23 protein-coding genes are annotated in these 25,916 nt (G+C 69.8%); 8 read left to right on the top strand and 15 right to left on the bottom strand.

The genetic code is table 11. The features are described 5' to 3' along the window. Positions 1 to 9 precede the first annotated feature (9 nt). The 3 genes from OWM54_RS16380 to OWM54_RS16390 are packed head-to-tail and all read left to right on the top strand — an operon-like array spanning position 10 to position 2,469. Entirely contained in the window at positions 10 to 1,452 is a 1,443-nt protein-coding gene (locus tag OWM54_RS16380) for a protein adenylyltransferase SelO (protein WP_267698107.1), read from the top strand. A 46-nt stretch (positions 1,453 to 1,498) separates the two neighbouring features. Continuing rightward, a complete protein-coding gene (locus tag OWM54_RS16385) occupies positions 1,499 to 2,047 on the top strand; it encodes a hypothetical protein (protein ID WP_267698108.1) in 549 nt (182 codons plus the stop codon). Beyond that, a complete protein-coding gene (locus OWM54_RS16390) occupies positions 2,044 to 2,469 on the top strand; it encodes a B-box zinc finger protein (RefSeq protein WP_267698109.1) in 426 nt (141 codons plus the stop codon). Before OWM54_RS16385 ends, OWM54_RS16390 begins: the two co-directional genes overlap by 4 nt. A gap of 20 nt (positions 2,470 to 2,489) precedes the next feature. Here the strand turns inward: OWM54_RS16390 and OWM54_RS16395 are convergent, their stop codons facing one another. Further along, positions 2,490 to 3,059 carry an imm11 family protein gene (locus OWM54_RS16395; RefSeq protein ID WP_267698110.1) on the bottom strand — a complete coding sequence of 190 codons (570 nt, stop codon included), beginning with the start codon at positions 3,057 to 3,059 and terminating at the stop codon, positions 2,490 to 2,492. Between the two features lie 3 nt (positions 3,060 to 3,062). Continuing rightward, on the bottom strand, positions 3,063 to 4,376 hold the full coding sequence (locus OWM54_RS16400; protein ID WP_267698111.1) for an AHH domain-containing protein: 1,314 nt from the start codon (positions 4,374 to 4,376) through the stop codon (positions 3,063 to 3,065). 182 nt (positions 4,377 to 4,558) lie between these two features. Between OWM54_RS16400 and OWM54_RS16405 the strand changes: the two genes are divergently transcribed. From OWM54_RS16405 to OWM54_RS16415, 3 genes are all read left to right on the top strand, one after another. Beyond that, the gene (locus OWM54_RS16405; protein WP_141327604.1) at positions 4,559 to 5,212 is read left to right on the top strand and encodes a hypothetical protein; all 654 of its coding nucleotides are present in this window, start codon (positions 4,559 to 4,561) and stop codon (positions 5,210 to 5,212) included. 89 nt (positions 5,213 to 5,301) lie between these two features. Continuing rightward, positions 5,302 to 5,841, top strand: a complete 540-nt coding sequence (locus OWM54_RS16410; RefSeq protein WP_223782487.1) for an inorganic diphosphatase — start codon at positions 5,302 to 5,304, stop codon at positions 5,839 to 5,841. Positions 5,842 to 5,845: 4 nt separating this feature from the next. Continuing rightward, positions 5,846 to 6,745: a CHAD domain-containing protein gene (locus OWM54_RS16415; protein ID WP_223782486.1), complete on the top strand. Its 900-nt coding sequence runs from the start codon at positions 5,846 to 5,848 to the stop codon at positions 6,743 to 6,745. A 12-nt stretch (positions 6,746 to 6,757) separates the two neighbouring features. Here the strand turns inward: OWM54_RS16415 and OWM54_RS16420 are convergent, their stop codons facing one another. The 3 genes from OWM54_RS16420 to OWM54_RS16430 all read right to left on the bottom strand — a co-directional run bounded on the left by OWM54_RS16420 (position 6,758) and on the right by OWM54_RS16430 (position 9,470). Beyond that, positions 6,758 to 7,339 carry a DUF4142 domain-containing protein gene (locus OWM54_RS16420; RefSeq protein ID WP_267698112.1) on the bottom strand — a complete coding sequence of 194 codons (582 nt, stop codon included), beginning with the start codon at positions 7,337 to 7,339 and terminating at the stop codon, positions 6,758 to 6,760. Positions 7,340 to 7,457: 118 nt separating this feature from the next. Continuing rightward, positions 7,458 to 7,817, bottom strand: coding sequence for a hypothetical protein (locus OWM54_RS16425; protein ID WP_267698113.1), 360 nt, complete (start codon positions 7,815 to 7,817; stop codon positions 7,458 to 7,460). A gap of 78 nt (positions 7,818 to 7,895) precedes the next feature. Further along, positions 7,896 to 9,470, bottom strand: coding sequence for a hypothetical protein (locus tag OWM54_RS16430; RefSeq protein ID WP_267698114.1), 1,575 nt, complete (start codon positions 9,468 to 9,470; stop codon positions 7,896 to 7,898). 165 nt (positions 9,471 to 9,635) lie between these two features. Between OWM54_RS16430 and OWM54_RS16435 the strand changes: the two genes are divergently transcribed. Then, the gene (locus tag OWM54_RS16435) at positions 9,636 to 10,889 is read left to right on the top strand and encodes an Hsp70 family protein (protein WP_267698115.1); all 1,254 of its coding nucleotides are present in this window, start codon (positions 9,636 to 9,638) and stop codon (positions 10,887 to 10,889) included. A 6-nt stretch (positions 10,890 to 10,895) separates the two neighbouring features. Here the strand turns inward: OWM54_RS16435 and OWM54_RS16440 are convergent, their stop codons facing one another. The 9 genes from OWM54_RS16440 to OWM54_RS16480 form a co-directional block, all read right to left on the bottom strand. After that, positions 10,896 to 11,852: a hypothetical protein gene (locus OWM54_RS16440; protein WP_267698117.1), complete on the bottom strand. Its 957-nt coding sequence runs from the start codon at positions 11,850 to 11,852 to the stop codon at positions 10,896 to 10,898. 113 nt (positions 11,853 to 11,965) lie between these two features. Further along, on the bottom strand, positions 11,966 to 12,394 hold the full coding sequence (locus OWM54_RS16445) for a hypothetical protein (protein ID WP_223782480.1): 429 nt from the start codon (positions 12,392 to 12,394) through the stop codon (positions 11,966 to 11,968). A gap of 168 nt (positions 12,395 to 12,562) precedes the next feature. Further along, positions 12,563 to 14,830 carry a pyridoxal phosphate-dependent decarboxylase family protein gene (locus OWM54_RS16450; protein WP_267698118.1) on the bottom strand — a complete coding sequence of 756 codons (2,268 nt, stop codon included), beginning with the start codon at positions 14,828 to 14,830 and terminating at the stop codon, positions 12,563 to 12,565. A 235-nt stretch (positions 14,831 to 15,065) separates the two neighbouring features. Continuing rightward, positions 15,066 to 15,935 carry a hypothetical protein gene (locus OWM54_RS16455; protein ID WP_267698119.1) on the bottom strand — a complete coding sequence of 290 codons (870 nt, stop codon included), beginning with the start codon at positions 15,933 to 15,935 and terminating at the stop codon, positions 15,066 to 15,068. 2 nt (positions 15,936 to 15,937) lie between these two features. Continuing rightward, positions 15,938 to 18,556: a TonB-dependent receptor gene (locus OWM54_RS16460; protein ID WP_267698120.1), complete on the bottom strand. Its 2,619-nt coding sequence runs from the start codon at positions 18,554 to 18,556 to the stop codon at positions 15,938 to 15,940. Between the two features lie 40 nt (positions 18,557 to 18,596). Further along, complete coding sequence (locus tag OWM54_RS16465) at positions 18,597 to 19,403, bottom strand: OmpA/MotB family protein (protein ID WP_267698121.1); 807 nt, start codon at positions 19,401 to 19,403, stop codon at positions 18,597 to 18,599. Between the two features lie 128 nt (positions 19,404 to 19,531). Next, a complete protein-coding gene (locus OWM54_RS16470; RefSeq protein WP_223745922.1) occupies positions 19,532 to 20,083 on the bottom strand; it encodes a chalcone isomerase family protein in 552 nt (183 codons plus the stop codon). 313 nt (positions 20,084 to 20,396) lie between these two features. Continuing rightward, the gene (locus OWM54_RS16475) at positions 20,397 to 21,404 is read right to left on the bottom strand and encodes a 3-oxoacyl-ACP synthase III family protein (protein ID WP_267698123.1); all 1,008 of its coding nucleotides are present in this window, start codon (positions 21,402 to 21,404) and stop codon (positions 20,397 to 20,399) included. 141 nt (positions 21,405 to 21,545) lie between these two features. Beyond that, on the bottom strand, positions 21,546 to 22,457 hold the full coding sequence (locus OWM54_RS16480) for a hypothetical protein (RefSeq protein ID WP_141327590.1): 912 nt from the start codon (positions 22,455 to 22,457) through the stop codon (positions 21,546 to 21,548). Positions 22,458 to 22,533: 76 nt separating this feature from the next. Between OWM54_RS16480 and OWM54_RS16485 the strand changes: the two genes are divergently transcribed. Next, the gene (locus tag OWM54_RS16485; protein ID WP_267698125.1) at positions 22,534 to 24,750 is read left to right on the top strand and encodes a molybdopterin oxidoreductase family protein; all 2,217 of its coding nucleotides are present in this window, start codon (positions 22,534 to 22,536) and stop codon (positions 24,748 to 24,750) included. Here OWM54_RS16485 and OWM54_RS16490 read toward each other — a convergent pair. After that, entirely contained in the window at positions 24,683 to 25,780 is a 1,098-nt protein-coding gene (locus OWM54_RS16490; protein WP_267698127.1) for a lysylphosphatidylglycerol synthase domain-containing protein, read from the bottom strand. The two genes, OWM54_RS16485 and OWM54_RS16490, sit on opposite strands and share 68 nt — an antisense overlap. Positions 25,781 to 25,916: the final 136 nt, after the last annotated feature.

A 25,916-nucleotide genomic window follows, 5' to 3' on the forward strand; every position in this document is an offset into this window, starting at 1 on the left:
TCCTCCGTCATGCCCACGCTCGAACAACTCGTCTTCGACAACACCTACGCCCGCCTGCCGTCTGGATTTGGAGCGAGGGTGGCGCCCCGCGCCTTCCCGAACGCCCGGCTGTTGAGCGTGAACCCCTCGGCGATGCGGCTCTTGGGGTTGGAGCCGGAGGAGGCCCGGCGGCCGGAGTTCGTCGAGGCCTTCGGCGGGGGCAGGCCGCTGCCGGGCATGGAGCCCTTCGCCATGGTGTACGCCGGGCATCAGTTCGGCGTGTATGTGCCTCGACTGGGAGACGGGCGCGCGCTGCTGCTGGGCGAGGTGCGCACGACGGACGGGGCGAAGTGGGATTTGCACCTGAAGGGAGGCGGGCCCACGCCGTTCTCGCGGGGTGGGGATGGGCGCGCGGTGCTGCGCTCGTCCATCCGTGAGTACCTGTGCGGTGAGGCGATGCACGGGCTGGGCATCCCGACCACGCGGACGTTGTGTCTGATTGGTGGGGATGAGCCGGTGTACCGCGAGGAGGTGGAGACCGGCGCGATGATTGTGCGGATGGCGCCCTCGCACGTGCGCTTCGGGACGTTCGAGTACTTCCACTACACGGAGCAGCCCGAGCAGGTGGCGCGGCTGGCGGACCACGTCATCGACGGGCACTTCCCGCACCTGTCCGGGGTGGAGGGGCGGTATGCGCGGTTCTACGCGGAGGTGGTGGAGCGCACGGCGCGGCTGGTGGCGCGATGGCAGGCGGTGGGCTTCGCGCACGGGGTGATGAACACGGACAACATGTCCATCCTGGGGCTCACGCTGGACTATGGGCCGTTTGGGTTCCTGGATGACTTCGAGCCGGGGTTCATCTGCAACCACTCGGACCACCGGGGCCGGTATGCGTTCGACCAGCAGCCGCGCATCGCGATGTGGAACCTGGCGTGTCTGGGTGAGGCGCTGCTGACGCTGATGACCGAGGACGAGGCCCGCGCGGCGCTGGCCACGTTCGAGCCGACGTTCAGCGCGCAGTTCCTGTCCTCGATGCGCGAGAAGCTGGGGCTCCAGGAGGCGCGCGAGGAGGACCGGGCGCTCGTCGGGGATTTGTTCTCGGTCATGGCCGAGGCGGCGGTGGACTACACGCGCTTCTTCCGGGCGCTCGGGCGGGTGGAGGAGGCGGGGGCGATGTTCGCGGACCGCGTGCCGTTCGACGCGTGGGCGGAGCGCTACCGGGCGCGGCTGGCGGCGGAGGGGAGCGTGGACGAGGAGCGCCGGGGGCGGATGGAGCGGGTGAATCCCAGGTATGTGCTGCGCAATTGGATGGCGCAGGCGGCCATCGAGCGGGCGCGGCAGGGGGACTATTCGGAGGTCGTGCGGTTGCTGTCCGCACTGGCGGATCCGTTCACCCAGCGCCCCGAGTACGAGGAGTACACGGTGGCGCCGCCGGCCTGGGGTCGGCACCTGGTGGTGAGCTGCAGCTCTTGAGGGGCTGGCTGGTGTTCGAGGGAAGCGGTGGATTAGAAGGACGGCCATGCGTCAGGTCGTCATTCCCAAGAACGAGCTCAGTGAGTTCGATTTGCCCCGGGTGTGCGTCATCACGGGGCAGACGGAAGGCATCACGTTCCAGCCGGTGAAGTTCTCGTGGTATCCGCGCTGGCTGCTCATCTTCGTGCCGTTCGCGGCGCTCATCGTGCTGCTGGTGGCGATGCTGCTGACGAAGCGGGCGCAGGGGACGCTGCCGTTCAGCGAGGAGGGCTGGGCGCAGTGGAAGCGCGCGAAGCTCGTCTTCGGGCTGTCGTTCCTGGGGACCATCGCCGTGTTGTGCGGCGCCATCTTCGCGTTCGCCGGGAACACGCAGACCGGGAGCTACCTGATGGTGGGGGTCCTGGTGGCGGTGCTCATCCCGGTGGTGGCGTACTCCGCGGTGGTGCAGGGGAAGGTGCCGCAGGTGGTGCGCATCGACAATCGGGAGGTCACGTTGCGGCTTCCCAGCGACGAGGCGGCGTCCGCCATCCTGAGGCATCTCCAGGCGGGACAGGCCTCGCGGGCGATGCCGGCGCGTGAGGTGCGCTCGGCATGAGCGTGGAGGCACCGCCGGAGGGAGCGAGCTGCGCGGCGCATCCGGAGTCCGCGGCGAGCTGGGTGTGTCTGCGCTGTGGCACGTTCATCTGCCCGGCGTGTGAGCGTCGGGTGCGGCCGGAGGCCCGGCCCATGTGTCCGACGTGCTGGGATTTGCGCTCGCGCGTCGTGCCGGCGGCGGAGGGCACCAGCAAGTCGACGGTCATCACGGGCTTCGTTCTGGGCGTGCTGTCACTGCTCCCCTTCTGCTTCATCCTGCAGGCGGGCGCGGTGATCATGAACCTCGTGATGATGAGCCGCGTGGAGAAGACGCCCGAGCTCGCGAGACTGCGCTGGATGCCCATCGCGGGCCTCGCCTGCTCGGGACTTGGCTTCGCCATCACGCTGCTGGTCTGGCTGCTGGGGGGCGACCTGCGGGACTGACGAGACTTCGAGGCGTTTGCTCAGACCTCGTCGAATCTGCCGCCGAAGATACCATTGGCCTCCAGCGCGTCCTTGAGGTCCTCATCGACGATGATGGGAGCGTGCCATCCCCAGGTCCGGAACACGCGAGCGTCGCCAACCTTCGCTTTGTCGATTCGCAACCTGGACACTGAACGATACTCCCCGACCCGCTCCGTGTACTCGTCCGCGGTACGAATCTGGACCGCCGCGCATGCGGCGTCATCGATGCACCGAATCTCGCGAGCCACGTTGAGCAGGAAGAAAGGCCCAGCTTCTCCCTCGACGTCCACAGGAAAGAGCTGAACATCCTCGGGAGCCATCTGGCGGAACAGGGACGCGACCCGGTCACTGACAATCGGCGCCTGCCCTGCCCCCGCGGTCGTGAAGTCCAGTGAAGCCCCCGCTTGGTAGAGCGGGATGCGCAATCGCTCGGCCAGCTCGACCGGCTTCCCCTGGATGAACTGCCAGATGTCCTCGATTTCGTCTCCGGCGGGATTCTGAGGGTCCGACAGGTACCAACGGCCGGGCACGTATACGTCGATCTTCAAATCAAAGAAGCGGCGCCCCATGTGTCATCCCTCGAAGTCCTTCAACACCAGCTTCCGAAGCCAACTGCCAGGGGTTGTCAGGTCCCGAGCAATCTTCGCCAGCTCGTCGACGAGAGCAACACGGCACTTCGCTGGACCTCGACAGCCCTGCATGGCGTCCGTGAGCCGGCGGAGCACCTCCTGGTGATACTCAGCAGGATGCGGGCCCTTGTGCCCCTGGATTCGTACGAGATTCGCGGTGTCATTCAGGCTCATGTTCGCTCGTTCGAAGAACGCCTGGAAGATCGGCGTCCAGGGGCCACCGGATACCTCGGAGATCTCGTTCTTGTCGGTGCAGATATGGTGGACGTTGCCCTCCGGGTCTCCCTGGATGACGCCCCCAGCCTGCGCGGAGGCGCCCGGCCCCATCGCCACGGCGGCGACCGCCGTCGGCGCGAGCGTCACGTTCAACACTCCGGCGGAGGCCACTGAAATCGCCTGGACCTCGCCGACCAGGGCTCCCGTGAGGAGGAACCCACCCTCCATCTGGGCCCGTGAAGCCGCGTGAGCGAAGCCCGGCAGCCTGGGCCCCTGCGCGGCCATCGCCCCCCTTCCGCCCAGCGCCGACAACGCGACCACCACCAGGACTCGCGCGCCGTTGTCTCCGAGGAGCTTGCCGAAGCGGTGCCCCGCCCGCTCCAGGTCCGCGAAGTTCGCCGCCTCCTTCGACTCGTCCATGAGCCGCAGGAACCCCTGCCCGAGATTCCACACCGGCCCGGTCCCCAGGTACGCAATCAACGACGCCGTCAGCGCCACCGCGACGAGCTTCGTGATGGGCTCCGGCGCGACCAACATCACCAGCGCCGTTCCAATCAGGGATGTCACCATCGCTCGCAAGGCAGCCGCGTTCACCACGTCATCGAGCGCCTCCTCCACTCCCTCCCAGACCGTGTCGAGCGCGAAGTAGAGCGCCATCATCCTGCGCTCCATCGGCCCCAGCACGAGCCCTCCCGCCAGCATCCCCAGGCAGTTTCCAGGGTCATCCTGCCGCTGGCAGATGCGCTCGTACTCCGGAGAGACCGCGCGCCCTCGCGCCCCGTCCACGAACCCACCCGAGGACGCGAGCAACGAGCGCCGGAGGTCTTCCTCCTCACTCTCCCTGAACGACACATCCAGCTTCATGTCGAGCACGAGCCGGGAGACCACCTCTTTGAAAGCGTCTTCTTCGATCTCGACCGGCGCTGACTCCACCGGCGTGTAGGCGATGGACGTCCCATGCCCGGTCCTCAGGTTCACGACCCGGGACGCTGAACACCCGACACCGAGCAACAGCAGTGCGATGAACCCCTGGAGCTTCATGTCTCTTCCCCCCAGCCCTGACGCCAATGCCTCGGGCGGTGCGGTGCGACATAACAGTCCAAACAGACAACCTCAAGGGTCACCAGTTCGACGAGTGACTCCATGCATCTTTCCACTTCCACTCCAGCGGCAGCGCCACCCGGCACTTGAGTTCCCGCCCCGCGCTCGCCCAGGATGTCCGCATGCGCGCCCTGCTGCTCCTCGCCGTGCTCCTGGCCTCCTTCGCCCAGGCCCAGACGGCCCGTCCCTCGTCCCTGATTCCGAACTTCGACGACGCCCGCGACAAGGCCCCCGAACGCTCGTGCGACAAGGACTGGAGCGGCCGCGTCACCTGGGGACTCTGCACCCTCTCCCGGCAACCCGACGCGCTCTGGTTCCTCGAGAAGAACGACGCCCTCATCCGCGGCAGCTCCAAGGCGTGCGGCCAGAACCAGGCCATCAAGAGCCTCACCCTGTCGAGCTGCGGCAAGCCCGACGCCACCATCGTCGACGCCACGCCCTGCGCCGCGCGGATCACCACCTGCCTGCATGAGCTCGGCACGGGCCTCATCGCCGTGGAGCACTACGACGTCGGCAACTCCACCACCTACGTGCGCGTCTACGACGTCCCCAACCGCAAGCGCCTCACCTCCGAGCAATGGACCAACGGCTGCACCTCCAGCGCCTGCTCCGTGGGCTCCCTCCAGGATGTCGATGGCGATGGCCTCCCGGAAATCGTCTTCCGCCAGTCCCGCGAACCCACCGCCCGCCCCGAGCGCATCCTCAAGTGGAGGGGCGCCTCCTTCCAGGACGTCGGCCGCTTCCTCTGGAAGGGCCAGCCCACCCAGGCCCGGTAGACTTCCCGACACTCGGAAGGTTGGCGACCCGTAACGTCGCCCACAGGGCTCTTGCCGGGCCGCACCTCCGGCATGACCTTTCACCTTCCATGACGACGGACCTCTCCCGCCTGCCCACACGCGGGCCCCAGGGCGCCTTCCACGTCGTCGTCGAGTCGCCTCGCGGCTCGACGGTGAAGCTCAAGTACGACACCGCGCTCTCGGCCTTCTCACTCTCGCGCCCCCTCACCCGGGGACTGCGCTATCCCTTCGACTGGGGCTTCATCCCCTCCACCCTCGGCCCGGACGGCGACCCGCTCGATGCCATGGTCCTGTGGGACGACTCCACCTGGCCCGGCGTCGTGCTGCCCTGCCGCGCCCTCGGCGTCCTCCAGGTCGACCAGAAGAAGAAGGACGGCCAGCCCGGTGAGCGCGAGCGCAATGACCGCATCCTCGCCATCCCCACCCAGGCGCCCCGCGCCGAACAGCTGCGCACCTACCAGGACATCTCCAATCGCGAGCGCGACGAGCTCGCGCACTTCTTCCTCACCGTCGTGCACTTCGCCGACAAGGACGCCCGCGTCCTCGGCTGGGAAGGCCCCGAGGCCGCCGAGCAGATGATTCGCACCTACGCCGCGAAGGGAGGCTGACCCCATGGCTCAACCCACGCCCATCCGAGGCCTCGGCCCCGACAGCGAGCTGGGACAGGCCGCGCGCCGCATCCTCGCCGGACGACTCGCCGATGTCCGCAAGCCGGAGTCCAAGCTCAACGGCACCATCGACGACGACGCCGTCCACGACATGCGCGTCGCCACCCGCAGGCTCCGCGCCGCCCTCCAGGTGTTCCGCCCGCTGGGTGGACTCACCAAGCTGGAGCACGAGGTGAAGCGCCTCCAGGACGCGCTGGGCGACGTGAGGGACCTGCACGTCCAGGCCTCCTGGCTGGAGGACGTCGCGAAGAAGGCGCGCCGGGAGAAGCCCGAGACGCGCAAGGGCATCGCCGCGCTGGGCAAGGCCCGGCTGTCCGGCCTGGAGTCGCGAGAGAAGCGACTGCGCTCGGAGCTCAAGCGCTGGTCGTCCCGCACCCTGCCTCGCATGCTGCGCAAGGTGGATGGGCTGGAGGATGACCACCGATTCGGCGGGCGCCGCGTGAAGGAGCCCCTGCACTGGCGCGTGCGCCGCGTGCACAAGCGGATGAAGGTCTACATGGACGCGCCCGACGCGACCTCCGCCCATGTGCTGCGCAAGGAACTGAAGAAGCTGCGCTACGAGCTCGAAATCTTCCAGCCCGCCTTCCGACGCACGCTCGGCGCGCTGACCGAGATGCTCGTCCCGCTCCAGGAAGGACTCGGCGAGCTGCACGACGCGGATGTCCGCCTGGAGGTCTTCGAGCGACTCGCCGCGGGCGGCAAGCCCCAGGAGCGCAAGGCGGCGCGCGCCCTGCTCCCCCTCATCCGCGAGGGCCGCGCCAAGCGCTCCGCCGAGATTGCTCGCGAGCTCCAGCGCTGGCACGCCGAGGACATCCCCCGGCGGCTGCTCCAGGTCCTCTCGTAACGCGGGGCGGGCTCAGGGGGCCGGGGCGTCGAAGAGGGCCTTCTGGATGGGCAGGGCCTCCTCCAGGTGTGCCTGCACCGCCTTGCGCTGCGCCGTCAGCGTCTGCCGCAGCGCCTCGTTGCCCGACTGGGACAGCAGCAGTGAGTCCAGCAGCATGGCCGTGCGCGCATGGAGCGCGAGCTGCACGTCCATCAGCGCCAGGTCGAAGCGCGTTCCCTCCAGCGAGTCCATCTCCGCCATCATGTGCTGGGCATCCGCCATCAGCATCGAGGACAGCTCACTGTCCGCGGGCCGCAGCTCCTGGTCCACGGCCAACAGGCCCAGTTCCTCGCGCGCCACGGTGTGCTCGCTGACCATCTTCACGCTGAAGTCCCGCACCGACGCGGTGCTCGCTCGCGACTGCCCGAGCGCCCCGAAGGCAATCTCGCTCTCGTTCGCGACCTGCATCACCCGGAGGATCTGCGCGTCCGTGAGTTCCACCGTCCGCGTGCTGAGCCCCGGCACCGGGCTCTGGCTCGACTCGTTCATGCAGCCCATCGCCAACACCACCACGCCCGCCAGCAGCGCGCCCATCCACCCTCTCACCCCGTGCATGTCCCCTCCCCGTCTCCCACCCAGGCTGGCGGAGGTTGGGGAGGGGCAGGTGCGAGCGGTATGGGCGCGGGAACCGTTGCCACTGTCCGGCGGACGATAGGTACCCGCGGCCCGACGCTCAGCCGTCGCAGTCCAAGGGACAGCTCTGGTGCGTCTCCGCACCGGTGCAATAGCCGTCACCGCACCCGTCAACCGGAGCGTCGCAGTCCAAAGGGCAGCTCTGGTGCGTCTCCGCACCGAGGCAGGCGCCGTCCCCGCACGTGTCCGTTGGAGGCTCGCAGTCCGCCGGACACGTCACCCAGTCCTCGCCGGAGCCGCACTCCCCATTCTCCTTGCAGAGCGCGGGCTCCTGCGGGTCGTCCCACAGGGACGCGGCCGCGCTGGCGGCCGGCTCGGGGGCTTGCTCGACGGCTCCACCACAGCCCATCACCACGCCCAACCCCAGTGCTCCCAGGATGACGACGAGACGCTGCTTCATGATGAGACCTCCTCGGATGTGAGGAGGCCTTTCGTATCACGAGGCGCTTTGCGACACCCCGTCACCGGAGCGATGGGGTTACTGCTGCGGTGTGGGTTGCGACTCCTGGAGTGGGGCGCTGGAGCCAGTGGGCCCACCTGGAGAGGTGGCCTCGATGCGCGTCGCCGTCGCCTCGCCCGTCTCATCTATGGTGTACGCGGCGCGCACCTGGGCGCCCTCCGGGACGTCCTCGGCGACCGACTGCATGCCGTTCACCATCACCAGCGTCGAGGGACTCACCGTCAAGCGGAGCTGCGGCTCGCCGTTCTCGCTGAGCAGCACCTCGGTGTCGGAGGCTCGCACCACCTCGCCGATGAACTGTTGTTCGGCGCCGAGCTGGGCCCCGGAGGAGGCCGTGCTCCCCTGCCAGGTCCCCGTGGGCGGGACGGGGAGCATGACCATGGGCTGCTGGGTGACTGCCCCGGTCTGCGTCTGGGTGCCGGTGGTTCCGGTGGAGGTTCCGGACTGCGACTGTGTCTGGAGGTCGGTGGAGGGCGCGGTGGCCATGGGCTGCTGCTGCGTATCCGCGGTGGGCTGCTGTGGCTCCGCCGTGCCGAGAATCTGCTCCTGCTGCTGCCGTGCATCGAGTTGCTCGAGGGGCGAGAGCGGCTGGGGCGGCTCCTCGACCGGCTGCGAGGTTTGCGCCGAGCTGCTCGAATCGGTCGAGGGTGACGTCTGCGATTCACCCGCCGCGGAGGAACCTCCGATTCCGGGCTCCGTGGTGGACTGGGACGAGACCGAGGGGCTCGATGATGAGGTCTCCGAGCCCGAGCCACCAACCGCCGCCGCGCTGGACTGTCGCGCCTGTTGCTCCGCGCGCAGTTCGGCCTGCCGCTCCGCCGCGCGTTCCGCCTGCCTTTCCGACTCGATGTCGCTGGCGTCGTCCGTCAGCGTCCCCGTGGCGCCCGCGCCTTGCTGAGCCTGTGCCTGCTGCTGCGCCTCACTGGCCTGCTGTGCATCCGCGCCTGGCTGTCCCGCCTGTGCTTGCTGCTGAGCGTCCGCGCCTTGCGGTGCCGTCTGTGCTGTCTGTTGCGGTGTCTGGCCCGATTGAGCCGCCTGTGCGGACTGCTGTTGCGCAACGGCGCCTTGCTGTCCCGCCTGCGCCTGTTGCCGTGTCGGGTCCACCTCACCTGCATGTGAGGCCTGCTGCTGAGTCTGTCCCGCCTGTGCCGCGTGTTGCTGAGCTGCGGTGGCCTGCTGTCCCGCCTGCGTGGCCTGCTGTTGAGCCTCGGTGGCCTGTTGAGCCGCGATGGCTTGCTGTCCCGCCTGTGTGGCCTTCCGCTGCGCCTCGGTCGCCTGCTGTCCCGCCTGCGCGGCCTGCTGCCGTGCATCCGCCCCCGCCTGAACGCCCTGCTGCGGCCCCGCCTGCCCCTGGCCCGGCTGCTGACCAGCCTCGGCCGACTCCTGCCCGGATGCACCGGCCTGCTGTGCCTCCGCCGACTCCCGGTCAGCCCGACCCTTCGCTTCGTCCAGCTCGCGCTGCTCTCGCTGGACGTCCTCGCGCGCCTGGGCGGCCTGCTGTTGCTGCTCATCCGCCTGCGACGACTTCGACCGACATCCCGTGACGAGCAACGCGGCGCCCGCGGCCACCGCCCACTTCGCGCGGAGCTTCATGAGTCCTCCTGTCGTGACTGCCCGAACAAGAAACATGGGAAGTCATCGAACTCCGCCAACCCACGCCCTCTCCGGGCGGCCGTCCACTCGGCCGTCCTGCATCGGGCAGCCCACCTCACGACGCCCTACCCTTTCCGGGACTTTGGGGATAAGGGGCGCACCCCCATGCACGCCTGCGGACTCGACTTCGGAACCAGCAACACCGCGGCGGCCCTGCCCGACGGCACGGTGCTGTCCCTGCAACCCCACACCTCGGAGCCCCGCCTCTATCGCTCGGTCATGTTCTTCCCGGACGACGAGCGCGAAATCTACACGGGCGCCGACGCCATCAACCGCTACCTCGAGGACAACACCGGACGCTTCATCCAGTCCGTGAAGTCCTTCCTCCACTCCAGCTCCTTCCGCGCCACCCAGGTCAAGGGCCGCACCTTCACCATCGAGGACCTGGTCGCCATCCTCCTGCGCCGCGTGCGCGACGCCGCCGGCGCCCACATGGGCACGCCCCCGGAGGCCGTCATCCTCGGCCGCCCCGCCGTCTTCACGCCGGACCCGGACGCGGACGCCCTCGCCCAGAAGCGCCTGCACCGCGCCGCCGAGCTCGCCGGCTTCCAGCACATCGAGTTCCTCATCGAGCCCATCGCCGCCGCGCTCGCCTACGAGGCCCAGCTCACCCGCGACGAGCTGGTCCTCGTGGCCGACTTCGGCGCCGGCACCACCGACCTCACCCTGATGCGCCTGGGCCCCTCACGCCGGGGCGCCAAGGACCGCCGCCCGGACGTCGTCGGCTCCACTGGCGTGCGCATCGGCGGAGACCGCTTCGACGCCGAAATCATGCGCCACAAGCTCTTGCCCCGCTTCGGCGCCGGCTCCACGTACCGGGTGCGCGGCCTGAGCGACAAGCGCCTGCCGATTCCACAGCACATCATGGCCAAGCTGCTGTCCTGGCACGAGATGTCCTTCATCCGTGAGAAGTCCACCCAGGAGCTGCTCAATACGATGATGGAGACCAGCGACAAGCCGGCTGAAATCGAGGCCCTCCACGACCTGGTCGTGGACAACCTGGGCTACCGCCTCTTCCGAGCCATCGAAGCCGCCAAGGTGCGCCTGTCCCGCGACGACGTCGCCACCATCGACTTCGAGGAGGCCCGCATCAACCTCCACGAGCCCATCACCCGCGCCGAGTTCGACGCCTTCAGCAAGCCGCTGCTCGACGAATTGGAGCAGTGCACCCAAGGCCTGCTCGAGCGCCACCCGGAGGCCGCGCACATCGACGCGGTGTTCCTCACCGGCGGCTCGTCGCAGATTCCCGCCGTGCGCCAGCTCTACGTGCGCCGCTTCGGCGAGGAGCGCGTGCGCACCGCGGACGCCTTCACCTCCGTCGCCGAGGGCCTCGGCCGGGCCTCCGCCACCCTGGGCTGAGCCCGCTCACTCGAGGATGAGGAGCTCCGGCCCCGACACCCGGAGCAAGACCTCTCCCGCGTGGTCGCCCTCCTTCAGGCGGCGGCCCCACCACGCGATGGCCGCGTCGACCTGTCCATACCCGTGGACGTCGACCCAGGCCGCGTAGGGCGCATGGCAGCCGGGCCGGGACACCGTGGTGAACCCACGCTCCGTCCCGGCCGCGCCAATCACCACACCGGCGTTGCCGCGCTGCTCGATGGCCTCGGGCTCGCCGTCGACCAGCGGCGCGAAGACCCGCGCCCCCTGCCCCGTGAGCACGAGGAGACGGTGGTCCGCGGACTCCTCCAGCTTGCACCACGCGACGGTGTAGCCATCCTGCGCGCCCATGCGCGTCTTCACCTGGTCGACCGTGCCCAGGTGCGCCCACACCTCGATGAGGATGGAGCCCCGGCGATGGCCCTCCGTCATCCAGTGCCCCAGATATGCGACGAGCGCATCCACCGCCTGGAAGCTGGAGGTCACCAGCGCCGTGCCGCCGAGCTCGCAGAGCGGCTGGAAGTCGGGCTGGCAGCCCTCGAACAGCCACCCCTGCTTGCGCAGGTACTCGTAGTCGAGCCCCTCGACGCGCCACCGCACGCGCTCGTCCCGCGCCGCGGAGGGCTCCTGGGGCGCCATCATCACGGGGTGCTCGATGCGCAGGCCGGGTGCGAGCCGCCGCTCCAGCGCGTCATCGCCCTGCCGCCGTAACGTCATCACCAGGGGCACATCCCCCAGGCCCGTCACCACGACCTCCCCCACGTGTCCCTGATGGCGAGCCACCTGCTTGAAGTCCACCTTCACGGAGTAGCCGTCGTACGTCCCCGGCCGCGTCCGCACGTCGGACTCGCTCCCCAGGGGAGGCACCGGACGCACCCCGCGCGGGGCACACGCGCCCAGCACGAGCCCTGCAATCACACCCACGACCAGGAGCCTGCGTTCCATGGGCTCGGAGCATTCCGCGTGGAAGGCCCCTTACGCCAATCATGGAATCGGCATGGATTTCCCGACAGCACCGCGCCGCCCGGAGACACCCGCTCCGGACGGCGCGAGGGACATCACTCCACCCAGGCGACGTGGCCCAGGCCCGCGGCGACCATGTCGCACACGTAGAAGATGTCGTCGTAGGGGTAGTCGTCGTAGACGCCGCGCGCGGGGATGCAGCGCGCCGTGTTGGGCGACGGGGCGTTCAGGGACGCGGCCAGGTCACGGCAGCTCTGGTGGTCGCCCTCGCCACACTCCTCCGTGCAGGAGCTCGCGCGAATCCAGTACGGGTTGTAGAGCGGGTAGGAGTCCGCCTCCTGCCAGCACAGGCCCGAACCACACTCGGAGTCATACTGACAGCCGCTGCCCGTGGGATAGAGGCTCTGGGTCTGCTCGGTGGTCTCCGGCGTCGGCTCGGCCGGGGTCTGCTCCGCCGGCGCGTTGCTGCAGCCGAACAGCGAGAGCGAGAGGATGGAAGCCGTCACTGCGAGGAAGTTCCGCATTCGATGCGCACCTTTCCAGGTGAGGGGGAGCGCACAAACAAGCATTCCCCGCGAAGGGAGCCAAGAGGCCTTCTCGCAAATTCTTATTTACAGTGACAAAACAAGGTTTCCGTTGACTCGGGTTACATCGGCCACCTCGGAGCCCTCCGAGGTGGCCGGAGCCCCGGGCTAGCGGGTGCGGCGGGTGGCGGTGCCCTTGAGCTCGTGGAGGGTGTCCTCCACCGCGGCGCGCAGCTCCTGGATGATGGTGTCGAGGAAGGGGCGGCCCTCCAGGTCCTCGGTAATCCAGGGGTCCATGATGACGGAGCGCAGCACGGTGATGCGCCCCTCCTCGGCATCCTCGGGCGTGGCGGTGCCGAGCAGCCGCTCCTCGTAGTCGGCGAAGAACTTCTTGCCGTAGTCCGCCTCGATGAAGTCCGTGGTGCTCACGAGCAGCCGGTAGCCGTAGATGTCGCGGCCATCCGCCTTCACGCCGAGCCTGTCATAGATGCCCCGGTTGAAGTCATTGGCCTTGGCGAGGCTGGGATTGAGCCCGTCCGCCGTCTGGAAGTTGAAGGCATACGTCAGGATGTTGAGGTCCGCGCCCATCTCGCGCAGCAGCTCCAGCTCCTCGGGCTGGGCACTGGCGAGCAGCTCCTCGTGGCGCCTGTTGGAGAGCTGGTGTCGCAGCGTCTCCAGCGCCTTCTGCGTGCCGCCGTACTTCTTGCGCAGGTTCTCCGGCAGCTCGAAGCGCGGGCCGGGCACCACCCGGTAGTCGTCCGCCACCGCGTTCATCATCAGGAGGCGCGCGTGGAACAGCTTGCAGTTGTAGAGCGCCCTGCCGAGGATCTTGCCGTAGCCACGCTGGTCCGGCGGCACGACGGCGTGGCTCAGGTACACGCCCGCCGCGGCGGCACCGGGCTTGGAGCCCTCGATGCCGTACTTGCCCACCGTGAGGTCCTCCTGGCTGCCCGCGGTGTTGATGTACGGCGCCTCGAAGGCGACGAGGCTGCGCATGGCCTGGTTGCGATAGCACAGCGCGCCGGCGGGGTACGGCAGGTAGCCCGTCTTGTGCGGGTCCACGGTGATGGTGTCCGCCTCCGGCAGCGCCTCGAACTGCTTCATCGCGTAGGTGCTCAATTGCAGCACCGGCGCCGGCGGGCCCGAGCGCGCGCCCTTGGGCCCGGGCGCCGGGCGCAAGAGCGACGCGAAGTAGCCGCCCCACGCCGCGTCCGCGTGCACGCAGAAGGACATGTCCAGCGGGTGGTACTTCTGCTTGCGCAAGGCCACCACCGACGCGAGCGGGTCCACCAGCCCCTCCTCCGTGGTGCCCATCACCGCCGTCACCGCGATGACCGGCCGCTTGTCCGCGCGGCACTGGTCCAGCCGCGACTCCAGGCTCTCCAGGTCCATGCGCCCGGCTTCATCCAGCGGGACGCTGTACATGTGGTCCGCGCCCATGCCGAGAATCGCGGCGGCCTTGGGCAGCGAGTAGTGCTTGGAGCCCGGCACCAGGAACACCGGCGCCTTCACGTCCCCCAGGTGGCGCCGGGTGAACTCCACCAGGCCCAGGTCCTGGAGCGTGTAGTCGGACAGCCGCGCCGTCAGCGTCTCCACCGGGATGCCGAACTGGTCCTGGATGCGCGTGGGCAACCCAAGCACCTCGTCCACCTCCAGGTTGAGCGCCTGCCACGGGCTCAGGTCCAACAGGCGCGCCTTCGTGTCGGACGGCAGGGTGACCTCCAGCCCCTTCGCGGCGGCGAGCGCGGGCTCCTTGCCCAGGGCCTCGCGCAGGGACAGCGGGTAGAACTTGAGGTTCCGCGCGGCCCACATCGCCTCGATGTTGGCGGTGGTGCCGCCACACGTCAGGTGGCTCCAGGGCCGCACCTGGCCCTGCTCGGCGTAGCCCACCATGCGACACAGGTCCTCGCCGACGCGGACCTCCAGCACCGTCGTCTGCGGCGAGGCCTCCAGCGCGACGTTGTTCTGGTTGTAGAGCATGGCCGCGAAGTAGCCCGCCATGCCCGGCAACGTCTGGTCCCACGTCATGTGGCCCTGGTAGCGCATGCTGAAGAACGGGGCGGACTTCTTCAGCTCGGCCAGCAGGGTGTCGAACTCCGTGTGCAGCGTGTCCAGCGCGCGCAGGTAGCCCGGGTCTCTCTTGATGCTCTGCGTGATTGCAGGCGGGTCCGTGGGGTGGAAGTTGCGGCGCCAGAAGGAGTGGTCTCGCAGGGCCTCCAACACCAGCTGCTCGAACAGCTCCGCGTTCTCCGCGCGCGGGCCCAGGAACCACGCCTCCACGTCGCGTCCGCCCGCGAGCGGCGACTCCTCCGCGCGCGCGGAGTCCCAGGGGACTTCTCGGTGCACCAGCTGATTGCGGTCCAATCGCTCGCGCAACGCCTGCTTCAAGCTGTCGAGGGCACGACCGGCGTAGTCCGGTTGGGACTTGTTAGCCATGAGGGACGCTCCTTGCCGACGGGGAAGGACCGTGGCGCGACGTGGGGGCGCGCGCTGGGGTGGCCACGGTCCGCGCCAGACATACAGGACCCGTGTCCCGCGCCCATCACGCTCGCGACGTGGCGACAATTCCAGACAGTCCCACCGCCCTCCGGGGCCGGGAGCCGTCGACCCCTCCCTCAAAGGCAGACGGCCCGCTCGAAGGCGGGCCGCTTCCCCATCGACAGGTGCTCGACTACGGGCCCGCGTCCACCTCGCGGCTGAGCCAGCCCACGCCGCCACGACCGTCGCGCGCCACCACGTACACGGTGAGGCGCTGGGGCGTCTTGGGCGTCTCGTACTTCGACGTGGGGTCGCCCGGCTTGCCGTCCACCGGCTCCAGCGAGCGGAACTCCTTCACCTCGCCGTCACCCGTGACGAACCAGCTGTAGAAGACCTGCTCCGTCTCCGCGCCTTCCTCGCCGGTGAACACCTCCAGGCTGCCCTCGGTGAGCGTGGGACGGAACACCACCTCCTGGTCCAGGGGCAGCGGCCCCACCAGCGGCGCGTCGTTCCACAGGATGTCCGCCACGCCCGGGTTGTGGTTCGGCTCGCGCGTCATGCGCACCAGCACCTGGCGCACGCCGCGCTCGGTGCCCTCGGGCGTGCCTGAGCCGTCCGTCGCCTCGTAGCCCACGAACAGGGGGATGCCCTTCTCCAGCGCCGCGCGCGTGCGCGGGTCGTCCGGGTTGGGCGTGGCGCCGCCGTTGGGGTTCGCGGCCTGGATGGCCTGCAGCAGCACCACCTGCACGTCGGGGTTCTGCAAGGACAGGGTGCCATCCGCCAGCGGCACGCCGTTCTCACCGGGGCAGCGGCCGTCGTACGGGTTGCCGTTGAGCCGGCACAGCGCGTAGGTGACGGTGACGGGCCGCGCGTCCGGCGCCACCGCCAGCGCGGTGAAGGACGTGGGCCCAGGCAAGGCGCCCGTGTCCGGGTCCAGCACCAGCTCCGGCGGCTCCGCGCGGATGCCGAGCACCCGCACCCGCCGGATTTCACTCTGCAGCTCGAAGTCGGGGCCACACGCCAGCAGCGCCGCGGCCAGGGAGAGGAAGACGCACGCGCGCATGGTCAGAAGCTCCCCTTGGCGCCGATGACGGGGAGGATGGGCAGTCCCTCGAAGTAGGCGCTCTGGGTGTAGTTGTAGTTGTAGGCGATGCCCTCCACCGCCGCGTTGTTGTAGACGTTCGTCAAGTCCAGGTAGAGGTCCAGCGTCCACTTGTCGAAGACGAAGATCTTGTCGACGCGGACATCCAACTGGTTGAAGGACGGCAGCCGCCGCGAGTTCACCGCCGCGAACAGCGGCAGGAACACGTCGGTGCCGTCGTCACGCACCGAGCCCACCACCGGCGTCGTCGGGTTGCCGGACGCGAAGCGGAACCTGGCGCCCACCTCCCAGCCCCTCGGCAGCTTGTAGGACGCAATCGCCGTCAGCACGTGCGTCTGGTCGTTGTCGAACAGGCGCCAGTTCGCCCCGGGCGCGTCCCGGCGCTCGCTCTTGCTGAGCGTGTACGCAATCCAGCCGAACAGGCGCTCGGTCAGCGCGCGGCGGACCAGCAGCTCGAACCCGTAGACCCGGCCGATGCCGCCGTTCTTCAGCCGCTCCGGCACCAGCTCCCCGTCGCGCTCCACCAGCGCGTCCGAGCGGCTGATGAGGTTGTCCAAATCGTTGTAGAAGACCTCGCCGCTGACGAACCACTCCTGCACGGGCTGCCACTCCGCGCCCACGCCGTACTGGAGCGAGCGCTTCGCGGAGAGGTCCGGGTTGCCGAACGCGAGGCTGGGCTCATCCTGCACCGGAGGCCCGTGGTACACGCCCGCGCCGCCCTTCAAGGTCAGCGTGTCCGTCAGCGCGTAGCGCACCGCCAGGCGCGGGTTCAGCGTGCGCTTGGCCTTCTTCTGGTCCGTGAAGACATACCCCTCGTACCGCACGCCCGGCACCACCAAGAGCCCCTTGAACGGACGCCAGCGCCCCTCGAGCCACAGCGAGGGGAAGTACTGGAGGAAGTCTCCATCGGTGTCGAGCAGGTCCTCGGTGACGAGCGGGCTGGGCGGCTCACCCTCACGCGGCGGGCGCTGGATGCGCGCCTTGACGTTCGCGAAGCTGCTCGTCACGTCCACGCCACCCGCCAGGGTGAACGGCTCCACCAGCGCGTACTCCGCCGTGGCGCGCAGGTTCAGGTCCGTGGAGGCGATGCGCAGGTTGCGCTCGCCAATCTCGAACTCCACCAGCGTGTTGCCCACCAGCGCGTGCGTGTCCAGCGTGAGCCGCTCCCCGCGGTACTGGTGACGCAGGCGCAGCTGGTTGAAGCCCGTCGTCACGTCCAGGTTGCCGTTGACGGACGGGTCGTCGTCCGACGGTCGGTCGAACACCAGCCCCAGCCTGTCCCGAGAGGTGATGCCCTGCAGTGTGAAGGTGTGGCGTGAAATCGGCTTCCACACCAGCTTGAGCTGCGCGTCGTAGTAGCGCGGCGCCACCTGGAGGCTCGGGCCGTCGTCGCCCTCCGGAATCACCCCCAGCACCAGGTCGATGTACGAGCGCCGGCCGCCGATGGCGAAGCCCAGCGTGTCGGTGATGGGCCCCTCGATGACCGCGTTGGACTCGATGAGGCTCACGCCCACGGTGCCGTGGATGCGGTCCATCTTCGGCTCGCGGCTGTTGACGTTGATGACGCCGCCGGTGATGTCGCCGTAGTACGAGGAGAAGTTGCCGGGCAGGTAGTCCAGCGACTCCAGGAGCTCGGAGTTGTAGACGCTCGTCAGGCCGCCGAAGTGGAACAGCAGGGGGATGCGCTGCCCGTCCAGGAAGACGCCGGACTCCTGGGGGCTGGTGCCGCGGATGACCAGGGCGCCGCCGTTGAAGGCCGGGCGCGCCACGCCGGGCAGGTTCTGCACCACCTTGAGCGTGTCGCCCTGGGTGCCGGGCACACGCTGCACCTCGGCCACCTGGAGCGTGGTGCTCGTCACCTCCTTGCGCTCACGGTCGCTGCGCACCACCGTCTCGAAGGGGCTGAAGATGCGCTTCTGCACGTAGTACGTGGCGCGCGTCTCGCGGCCCTCGGACACCGTCTCCCGCGTCTTGAAGCGGTCATAGCCGCCCTGCACCACCAGCACCTCGTGGGTGCCCAGCGGCACGCCCCGGAAGGAGAAGCGCCCCTCCGAGTCCGCCACGGTGGAGCGGTCCAGCTCCGGGAGCACCACCTCCGCGCCGTTGAGCGGCTTGCGCGTGCCGCGCTCCAGCGCCTGGCCGCTGAAGTTCACCGGGGCCTCGGGCTCCACGGTGCCACCGTCCGCGTCGGTGGGCGGGGCCACCGGCCGGAAGACGAACTGGTAGGCGTACTGGATGCGCACCGGGGAGGGGACGTTGTCGACCTCCGCCGGGGAGAACTCGAACTGCTTCACGGCCTCCACGGCGGCTTCGTCGAAGCCGTGGCCGGCGGGCTGGGTGATTTCGACATTCGTGACGGCGCCCGTCTCCGAGATGTCGATGAACATCACCACCGTGCCCTCGAGCTGCTGGGCGGCGGCTTCGGGTGGATAGGGCGCCTCGACCTGACGCAGCAGCTCGGGCGGTTTCGTCAACACGCCCGTGGGGACGCCCGCGTCGGGGTCGGCGACACCGCCGTCCGGAGCCTGTGCCCAGGCTCCGGCGGCGAGGCAGAAACACAAAACGGCCAGGAACGTTCTCATGGGGGGAAGGGCGCGAAGGCGCCCGACCTCCCTAACGCTTTCACAACTTGGGTGCGAGAACGATTTCGATACGACGATTCAGACTGCGATTCTCGGGCGAGTCATTGACCGCGATGGGCTGGTATTGCCCGTAGCCCGCCGCTGACAGCGTCGTCGGGTCCACGCCCGCGTCCTGCAGCGCCCGCACCACCGCCATGGCGCGCGCCAGGCTCAGCTCCCAGTTGGTGGGGAACTGGCCGCCGCCGGTCGGGACGTCATCCGTGTGTCCTTCGACGCGGATGATCTTCCCCTGCACGCTCTTGAGCGCGTCGGCGATCTTCTTCAGCGCCTCGCCGCCCTCCTTGCCCACGCGCGCGGAGCCGGACGCGAAGAGGATCTTGTCCTTGAGCTGCACCGTCATGCGGCCCTTCAGCTCGGACAACTCAATCTTGCCCTCGGAGATCTCCGACTTGAGGCTCTGCGCCAGGCTCTCGTACTCGGAGCTCTTCTTCTCCAGCTCCTCCTTGGCCTGGGCCAGCTTCTTGGAGTTGCGCGCCAGCTCCTCGTTGAGCGCGGCGAGCTGCGCGTTCTGGTCCTGCAACGCGCGGCGCTCGGCGGCGCCCGCCGTGAGGCGCGACTCGGAGGTGGTCAGCCGGGTCTCCAGCGCCTTCTTCTCCTCCTCCAGCGCGGCGAGCTTCTCCGTCAGCTCCTTGACCTTGGCCTCGGCGGCCTCGCGCGCGCCCTTCTCGTCGTTGAGGCCCTTGGTGAGGTTCTCCGCCTCCAGGGCCTTCGCGTCGAACTTGCCCTGCGAGACGCATCCCGTGGTGGAGAGCGCGACGAGCGCAGCCAGAATCAGCCGTGTCCGCATGTGTATGTATTCTCCTGACAGCGATGGTTGGAGCTCCAGCCTACTGCCTGGAAGTTCCAAGGTCAGGAAGAACCCACACGGGCATTTCGCCAGCCTGGACCCCCGCCAGAGGGCCCGGGTGTAAAGCTTCAACGAGGGAAGATGGGGTGCACATCCAGCCAGACGGCGAAGAGCGCGTCGGCGAACGTCTTGCCGGGGATGAACACGCCGCCGCTGGCCGCGCCGCCGACCTCCAGGCCGCCATCCGGGGTGTAGGTGATGATGAGGTCCCCGCCCTTCTCCACGTCACGCAGCGACGCGAGCATGACGCCCAGCTGCTGGGACAGAGGCCCCTCGCGCAGCTCCGGGTTGCGGTACAGGCCGTTGCGCAGGCTGTCCACCAGCTGCGAGCGGGTGATGTCTCGCAGGAAGCGGAAGTGCAGCCGCTTCACGGAGTTGGAGGCGATGGCCTCCGAGGCGCTCCTCGGCCGCGACTCCAGATAGAGACTCCACACGTACACCTTGAACAAGAAGCGCTTGTGCAGCTCCATGTGGGCCAGCTCCACCGTGCGCCCCTGGAGCTGCAGGGAGTCCGGCATGTGGACTCCACCCACCTGCTTCTGTCCCGCCTGCGCCGCGCCCGTTGCCAGCACCCACCCCAGCACGAGCCACCGCGCGCTCTTCCACGCCTGCTCTCTCATGCGTCCGACCCCCGCCCTGTCCGAGTACGGTGCCCGGATAGGTGCGCATGCCTGGACGCGACCGCCAGCAGATCGTTCCAGTTCCCTGTGGAGCAGTGGACGGAGCGGACCCGGGGTGAGGCCCCGCCCACGCCCGGCGTCGAGGCGCACGGGCCCGGGGCCGTCAGCCACGGGGAGCTCGGGAGGGGGATGTCGCGGGGTGTCGGGGCCATGACGCTCGTTGGAGAACATACCAGCGCTCTCCGACGTGCGGGGAAGGAGGCTGCATGACGGGCGCCCGGTCGGACACTTCGGACCGGGGTGCCGGGGTGCGTCAGGGGGCGGCGCGAGTGCGCTCGAGCAGGGCGCCGGCCCAGGTGAGCCCGCTGCCCACCACGCTCAGGACCAGGGCGTCGCCCAGGCCGGGGTCGTCCCAGTGCTCGCTCAGGACACCCGGGGCGCCCGCCGCGCCGGTGTTGCCCCGGACGTGGACGTTGAAGAAGTGGCGGGACTCGGGGACCTCGCAGCGGCGCTGGACGGCCTCCAGCATGCGCAGGTTGGCCTGGTGGCCGATGAAGGTGACGTCGCCGGGCCCCCGGTCCGGGTGTCGGGCCAGGTAGTCGGCGCGCAGGTCCAGGAAGGTCTCTCCCGCGCGGCGGATGGCGAACTTCTGCACCTCCGCGCCGTGCTGGGTGAAGTGGCCGATGCGCGGCACGCGCACCTTGTCCGCGCCCGAGGGGTCTCCGGCGAGGCGGGTCTCGGTGATTCGCCAGCGGCCCGGCACGCGGGGGGACAGCACCGCCGCCGAGGAGCCGTCGCCCCACAGCACCGCGCTGGAGCGGTCCGCGTAGTCCACCACGCGCGTGGAGTTGTCCATGTTCACCACGAGCACGTACTCCGGCAGCCGCTCCGGGCGCATGCCCGTCAGGAAGTGCAGCTGCGTGCAGAAGGACGAGCAGGCGCTCTGCAGGTCCACGGCCGGCGCGTCGATGCCCAGCTCCTGCGCCACGCGGTTGGACTCGGCCGGGATGCACTCGTCCGGGCTGCACCCGCCCGCGACGACGAGGCCGATGTCGGAGGGCTTCAGCCCCGCGCGCGTGAGCGCCAGGCGCGCGGCGTGGGCACCCGTCTGCGCGTTGCTGTAGAGCGCGGCCTCCTGCGCGGCCCGCACGTCCCGGTTGCGCGTCTGCCGCAGGTAGTCGAGCGGCAGCACCGTGTGGCGGGAGCGGATGCCCACCCGCTCCAATATCCACGCGTCCGAGGTCTCGAGGCCCAGCTCCTCCAGGAAGGCATTGGTGAGGAGGTTGGGCGGATGGAAGTGACCGAGCGCGTGCAGGAACATGGGAACCCTCTAACGCCCAACCCTGCCCATTCTCTGTCAGCGTGCTGTCACGCCCGCGCTGCTCCGCGGAGCAGCCGGCCATGCGGGCGTCGCGCCGGGCCATTCCAGTCCCGACGCGACGGGGACTGACGCGACGTGTCGTCAGGGCTTCTTCACGGGCTGGACGGAGAAGAAGAGGACCGAGTCGCCCTTGCCCTTCACCTGCATGCCCTTGGCCTTCATCGCGGGGATGGGGGTGTAGACGACGGGCCCCTGCAGGTTGAAGGCGGTCAGCTCGGTGCCCTCGCCCAGCACGTGCATCGTCCCCTGGTAGGCGATGGTGGTGGTCATGGGGTTCTGCTCGTCCGGGGCCAGCTCCATCGTGGTGGAGACGAGGAACAGGCCGACGAGGCCGCGCGGGTCCTCGTGGATCTCCTGGAGCTGGACGCGCGTCTTGCGGAACTTCACGCTCGCGGGGTTGCCCTTCTGCAGGAGCTTCTCGAAGGCGCGCGCCACGCCGTCCAGCTTCGCGCCCACCTTCACCGGGCCCCGGGGGAAGGCGGCGGCGAGGGGGTCCTCGGCGCCCAGCCCGTCCAGGTCCTTGCGCACCAGCTCGGCTTCCTCCGGCGGCACCGGCTGGCCGTTCGCGTCCGTCACCTCGACACGGCCCGCCCTGGCCTCACCCACGTAGGTCTTCTGGTGGACGACGGTGACCTGCCGCTTCTGCCGTCCCTGCGGGTCCTTCATCACGTCCACCACATCGCCATAGGCGAGCTTCGCCTTGGTGACGAGGGGCCCCTTCACCTCCAGCGGGGTGAAGACCTGCGCCTGGAACATCTCGGTGGAGACGTCGATGGGCTCCGGCTCCATGAAGGGCGCGGTGATGTAGAAATCCTGCTGCATCGTCATCCCCATCCGCACCTCCTCGGCCCGCCCCACCACCGCGTCCTGGCGGGTGAAGCTCAGCGCCCGGGCCTTGGACACGACGATTCGGGGCGGCTCGGTGGCCCCCACGTCCAGCGGCGACAATGCCAACAACCCCACGGCGATGACCCACGGCTCCATCCGGCGCATGTGTTCTCCTCGTGACACAATCCTTTCATGGCACCGCCATCCGCGTCAGGCATTGGCGTTGTGTAGAGTGCGCGGCATGAGCGCCAAGGCCACGTCCCGGGTCCACTTCCGTACGTGCAACCTGTGCGAGGCCATGTGCGGCCTGCGCATCGAACTGCAGGAGGAGCGAATCACCTCCATCCGGGGAGACGACGAGGACCCGTTCAGCCGGGGCCACGTGTGTCCCAAGGCGCTGGCGCTCAAGGACCTGCACGAGGACCCGGACCGGCTGCGCCACCCGATGCGGCGGACCCAGACGGGCTGGGAGCGCGTGTCGTGGGACGAGGCGCTGGACCAGGCGGCGAAGGGCCTGCACGCGGTGCAAGAGGCGCACGGGCGCGACGCGGTGGCGTCGTACCTGGGCAACCCCAACGTGCACAACCTGGGCAACATGGTGTTCGGCTCGGAGCTGGTGCGCGCGCTGCGCTCGAAGAACCGCTTCTCCGCCACGTCGGTGGACCAGCTCCCCCACCAGTTGGTGTCGTACTTCATGTTCGGCCACCAACTGCTGGTGCCCATCCCGGACCTGGACCGCACGCGCTATCTGCTGGTGATGGGGGCCAACCCGCTCGCGTCCAATGGCAGCCTGATGACGGCCCCGGACGTGCGCACCCGGCTGCGCGCCATCCAGCAGCGCGGCGGCAAGCTGGTGGTGGTGGACCCGCGCCGCACGGAGACGGCGGCCATCGCGGACACCCACGTCTTCATCCGCCCCGGCACGGACGCGCTGCTACTGCTCTCGCTGCTGCACGTCGTGTTCCACGAGCACCCGCCGAGGACGGGGCACCTGGACGCGCTCACGGACGGGCTCGACACCGTGCGAGCGCTCGCGCGCGACTTCCCGCCCGAGCGCGTGGCGCCGCACACCGGAGTCCCCGCCGAGACGGTGCGCACGCTCGCGCGCGACTTCCTCGCCGCCGACGCGGCCGTCTGCTACGGGCGCATGGGCCTGTCCACGCAGCCCTTCGGCTCGCTGTGCCAGTGGCTCATCAACGTGCTCAACGCGGTGACGGGCCAGCTGGACAAGGAGGGCGGCGCCATGTTCACCCAGCCCGCCTTCGACATCATCTGCGGCCCCAAGGCGATGGCGCTCGGCCGGGGCAGCCATGGCCGGTGGAAGAGCCGGGTGCGTGGGCTGCCGGAGACGGGCGGCGAATTGCCCTCGGCCGTGCTCGCCGAGGAGATGCTCACCCCGGGCGACGGCCGCGTGCGCGCGCTCGTCACCATGGCGGGCAACCCCGTGCTGTCCACGCCCAACGGCGCGCAGCTGGAGCGCGCGCTCCAGGGGCTGGACTTCATGGTGAGCGTGGACCCGTACCTCAACGAGACGACGCGCCACGCGCACCTCATCCTGCCGCCCGTGTCCCCGCTGGAGCGCGGCCACTACGACGTGGCCTTCCACGCGCTGGCCGTGCGCAACACCGCCAAGTACTCGCCGCCGCTGTTCGAGCCCGGGCCGGAGGGGCGTCACGACTGGCAGATCGTCCTCGCGCTGCAGCACCGCCTGGAGACCCTGCGCAAGGGCCGTCCGTCCGTGCGCCAGACGCTGCGCTACCAGACCCTCACGCGGCTGGGGCCGGAGCGGATGCTGGACATCGGTTTGCGCCTGGGCCCGCATGGCAGCCGGTTCCATCCGCTGCGCCAGGGCCTGTCGCTGTCGAAGCTGCGCGCCTCACCGCACGGCGTGGACCTGGGCCCGCTCGAGCCGTGCCTGGCCGAGCGGCTTCAGACGAAGGACAGGCGCCTGCACCTGGCCCCTCCGCTGCTCGTCGCGGACGTGCAGCGGCTCGCCCAGACGTTCCCGGAGGGCGGGGCGCCCGACGCGCGCGCGGGCGAACTGCTGCTCATCGGCCGCAGACACCTGCGCGACAACAACTCCTGGATGCACAACGTGCCGGGCCTGCTCAAGGGCAAGCCGCGCTGCACGCTGATGGTGCACCCGGAGGACGCGTCGCGGCTGGGGCTGGCGGACGGCGTGGACGCCACCGTCACCTCCCGCGTGGGCGAGGTGACGGTGCCGGTGGCGGTGACGGACGAGGTGATGCCGGGCGTGGTGAGCCTGCCGCACGGCTATGGCCATCGCCGTCAGGGCACGAAGCTGCGCGTGGCCAGCGAGCACGCGGGCATCAGCCAGAACGACCTGACGGACGACCACGCGGTGGACGCCGTCAGCGGCAACGCGGCCTTCAACGGCACGCCGGTGAGGGTGAGGCCGGCCGCGCCACCCCAGGCATCCGCCACACCAGCGGCGTGAGCGCGCCGGCGAGCACGAAGACCAGCTGCACCAGGTGGCCCAGCAGCGCCACCGACATGGCGCGCGCGGCGGTGGTGTCCAGCACGCCCGCCGCCAGCGCGAAGGCGCCGTCGCTCACGCCCACCTGGCCGGGCACCAGCGAGCCCACCGCCAGCGCGCACAGGTAGAGGCCCTGCGAGAAGAGCGCCTGCACCACCGACGTGTCGATGCCCACCGCGTGCGTCAGCACCGCGTACTGCGCCACCTGCAGCGTGCGGCTGCCCAGGAAGGCCAGCACGGGGCTCTTCGGGAGCAGCGGGCCGTGGCACGCCGTCTGGCGGAACTGCTCCGTGAGCTGCGCCCACCTGCGCGAGCGCTTCGCCAGCCACGCGCACGGTCCCTGGGCGCGCATGCACGCACGCACGCCCGTGGAGGCCAGCACCAGCACCACGCCGTGGCCGAGCATCGCCAGCGTGAAGACGGACCAGCCCGTGAGCAGGAACGAGGCCGCCGCGCAGGGAAAGGAGATGAGGCCGCCGGCCGCCAGCGAGGCCGCCTGGGACGTGGCCGCCGCGGCCGCCGCGGTGCCGCCACCCATGTGGGGTGACAGGAGCGCGGCCTTGGTGGCCTCCGCCGCCGCGCGGCCCGCGGGCGCCATGCTGGACACCGCGGTGCCGATGAGCTGCGCGCGCGCCAGCACCCTCAGGGGCACCCGCTCCGCGCTCGCGCCATAGGAGGCGCGCGTGGCGAGCGCGTCCATGCCCTGACGTCCCACCTCCAGGAGCACCACCCACGGCAGCCACGGCGCGGCGCCCAGCAGCACGCTCCCGAGCTCATGCGGGCCCACCTTGCGCACCAGCAGCGCCAGCATGCCCACCCCGGCCACCGCGAAGAGGGGCCGCAGGAGCCCCGTCACCCTTCGCCTCCAGGGAACGGCCAGCGGAGCCGCCACCGTCGCGGCCTCCATCGGTCGGCCCAGGGTCATCCCCGCGCGCACGTTGCTGCCCACTGTCGCCTCCTCGCCACCCAGCCGCCCCGAGTCACCACGCAAGGTGAGCAGCGCGACGCGGGAATGCGAGGCCCTCGTGCTCCCCTGCCCCTCCCCTCGCGTCCGCCGGTGGACACCGTGCCCGGCGCCCCCACCCTGGCGAACGGGTTGCCGCGACGACTTGGAGTGCGTGCTCGGC

This window comes from Myxococcus sp. MISCRS1 (genome assembly GCF_026626605.1).
Lineage (GTDB): Bacteria > Myxococcota > Myxococcia > Myxococcales > Myxococcaceae > Myxococcus > Myxococcus fulvus.

Coding starts and splice junctions, on each gene's coding strand:
- OWM54_RS16485 (WP_267698125.1), top strand. CDS start 22,534: ATGAGCGCCAAGGCCACGTCCCGGGTCCACTTCCGTACGTGCAACCTG.
- OWM54_RS16440 (WP_267698117.1), bottom strand. CDS start 11,852: ATGGAACGCAGGCTCCTGGTCGTGGGTGTGATTGCAGGGCTCGTGCTG.
- OWM54_RS16380 (WP_267698107.1), top strand. CDS start 10: ATGCCCACGCTCGAACAACTCGTCTTCGACAACACCTACGCCCGCCTG.
- OWM54_RS16415 (WP_223782486.1), top strand. CDS start 5,846: ATGGCTCAACCCACGCCCATCCGAGGCCTCGGCCCCGACAGCGAGCTG.
- OWM54_RS16475 (WP_267698123.1), bottom strand. CDS start 21,404: ATGTTCCTGCACGCGCTCGGTCACTTCCATCCGCCCAACCTCCTCACC.
- OWM54_RS16425 (WP_267698113.1), bottom strand. CDS start 7,817: ATGAAGCAGCGTCTCGTCGTCATCCTGGGAGCACTGGGGTTGGGCGTG.
- OWM54_RS16390 (WP_267698109.1), top strand. CDS start 2,044: ATGAGCGTGGAGGCACCGCCGGAGGGAGCGAGCTGCGCGGCGCATCCG.
- OWM54_RS16405 (WP_141327604.1), top strand. CDS start 4,559: ATGCGCGCCCTGCTGCTCCTCGCCGTGCTCCTGGCCTCCTTCGCCCAG.
- OWM54_RS16455 (WP_267698119.1), bottom strand. CDS start 15,935: ATGCGCGCGTGCGTCTTCCTCTCCCTGGCCGCGGCGCTGCTGGCGTGT.
- OWM54_RS16470 (WP_223745922.1), bottom strand. CDS start 20,083: ATGAGAGAGCAGGCGTGGAAGAGCGCGCGGTGGCTCGTGCTGGGGTGG.
- OWM54_RS16450 (WP_267698118.1), bottom strand. CDS start 14,830: ATGGCTAACAAGTCCCAACCGGACTACGCCGGTCGTGCCCTCGACAGC.
- OWM54_RS16480 (WP_141327590.1), bottom strand. CDS start 22,457: ATGCGCCGGATGGAGCCGTGGGTCATCGCCGTGGGGTTGTTGGCATTG.
- OWM54_RS16460 (WP_267698120.1), bottom strand. CDS start 18,556: ATGAGAACGTTCCTGGCCGTTTTGTGTTTCTGCCTCGCCGCCGGAGCC.
- OWM54_RS16385 (WP_267698108.1), top strand. CDS start 1,499: ATGCGTCAGGTCGTCATTCCCAAGAACGAGCTCAGTGAGTTCGATTTG.
- OWM54_RS16420 (WP_267698112.1), bottom strand. CDS start 7,339: ATGCACGGGGTGAGAGGGTGGATGGGCGCGCTGCTGGCGGGCGTGGTG.
- OWM54_RS16465 (WP_267698121.1), bottom strand. CDS start 19,403: ATGCGGACACGGCTGATTCTGGCTGCGCTCGTCGCGCTCTCCACCACG.
- OWM54_RS16410 (WP_223782487.1), top strand. CDS start 5,302: ATGACGACGGACCTCTCCCGCCTGCCCACACGCGGGCCCCAGGGCGCC.
- OWM54_RS16395 (WP_267698110.1), bottom strand. CDS start 3,059: ATGGGGCGCCGCTTCTTTGATTTGAAGATCGACGTATACGTGCCCGGC.
- OWM54_RS16435 (WP_267698115.1), top strand. CDS start 9,636: ATGCACGCCTGCGGACTCGACTTCGGAACCAGCAACACCGCGGCGGCC.
- OWM54_RS16400 (WP_267698111.1), bottom strand. CDS start 4,376: ATGAAGCTCCAGGGGTTCATCGCACTGCTGTTGCTCGGTGTCGGGTGT.
- OWM54_RS16430 (WP_267698114.1), bottom strand. CDS start 9,470: ATGAAGCTCCGCGCGAAGTGGGCGGTGGCCGCGGGCGCCGCGTTGCTC.
- OWM54_RS16445 (WP_223782480.1), bottom strand. CDS start 12,394: ATGCGGAACTTCCTCGCAGTGACGGCTTCCATCCTCTCGCTCTCGCTG.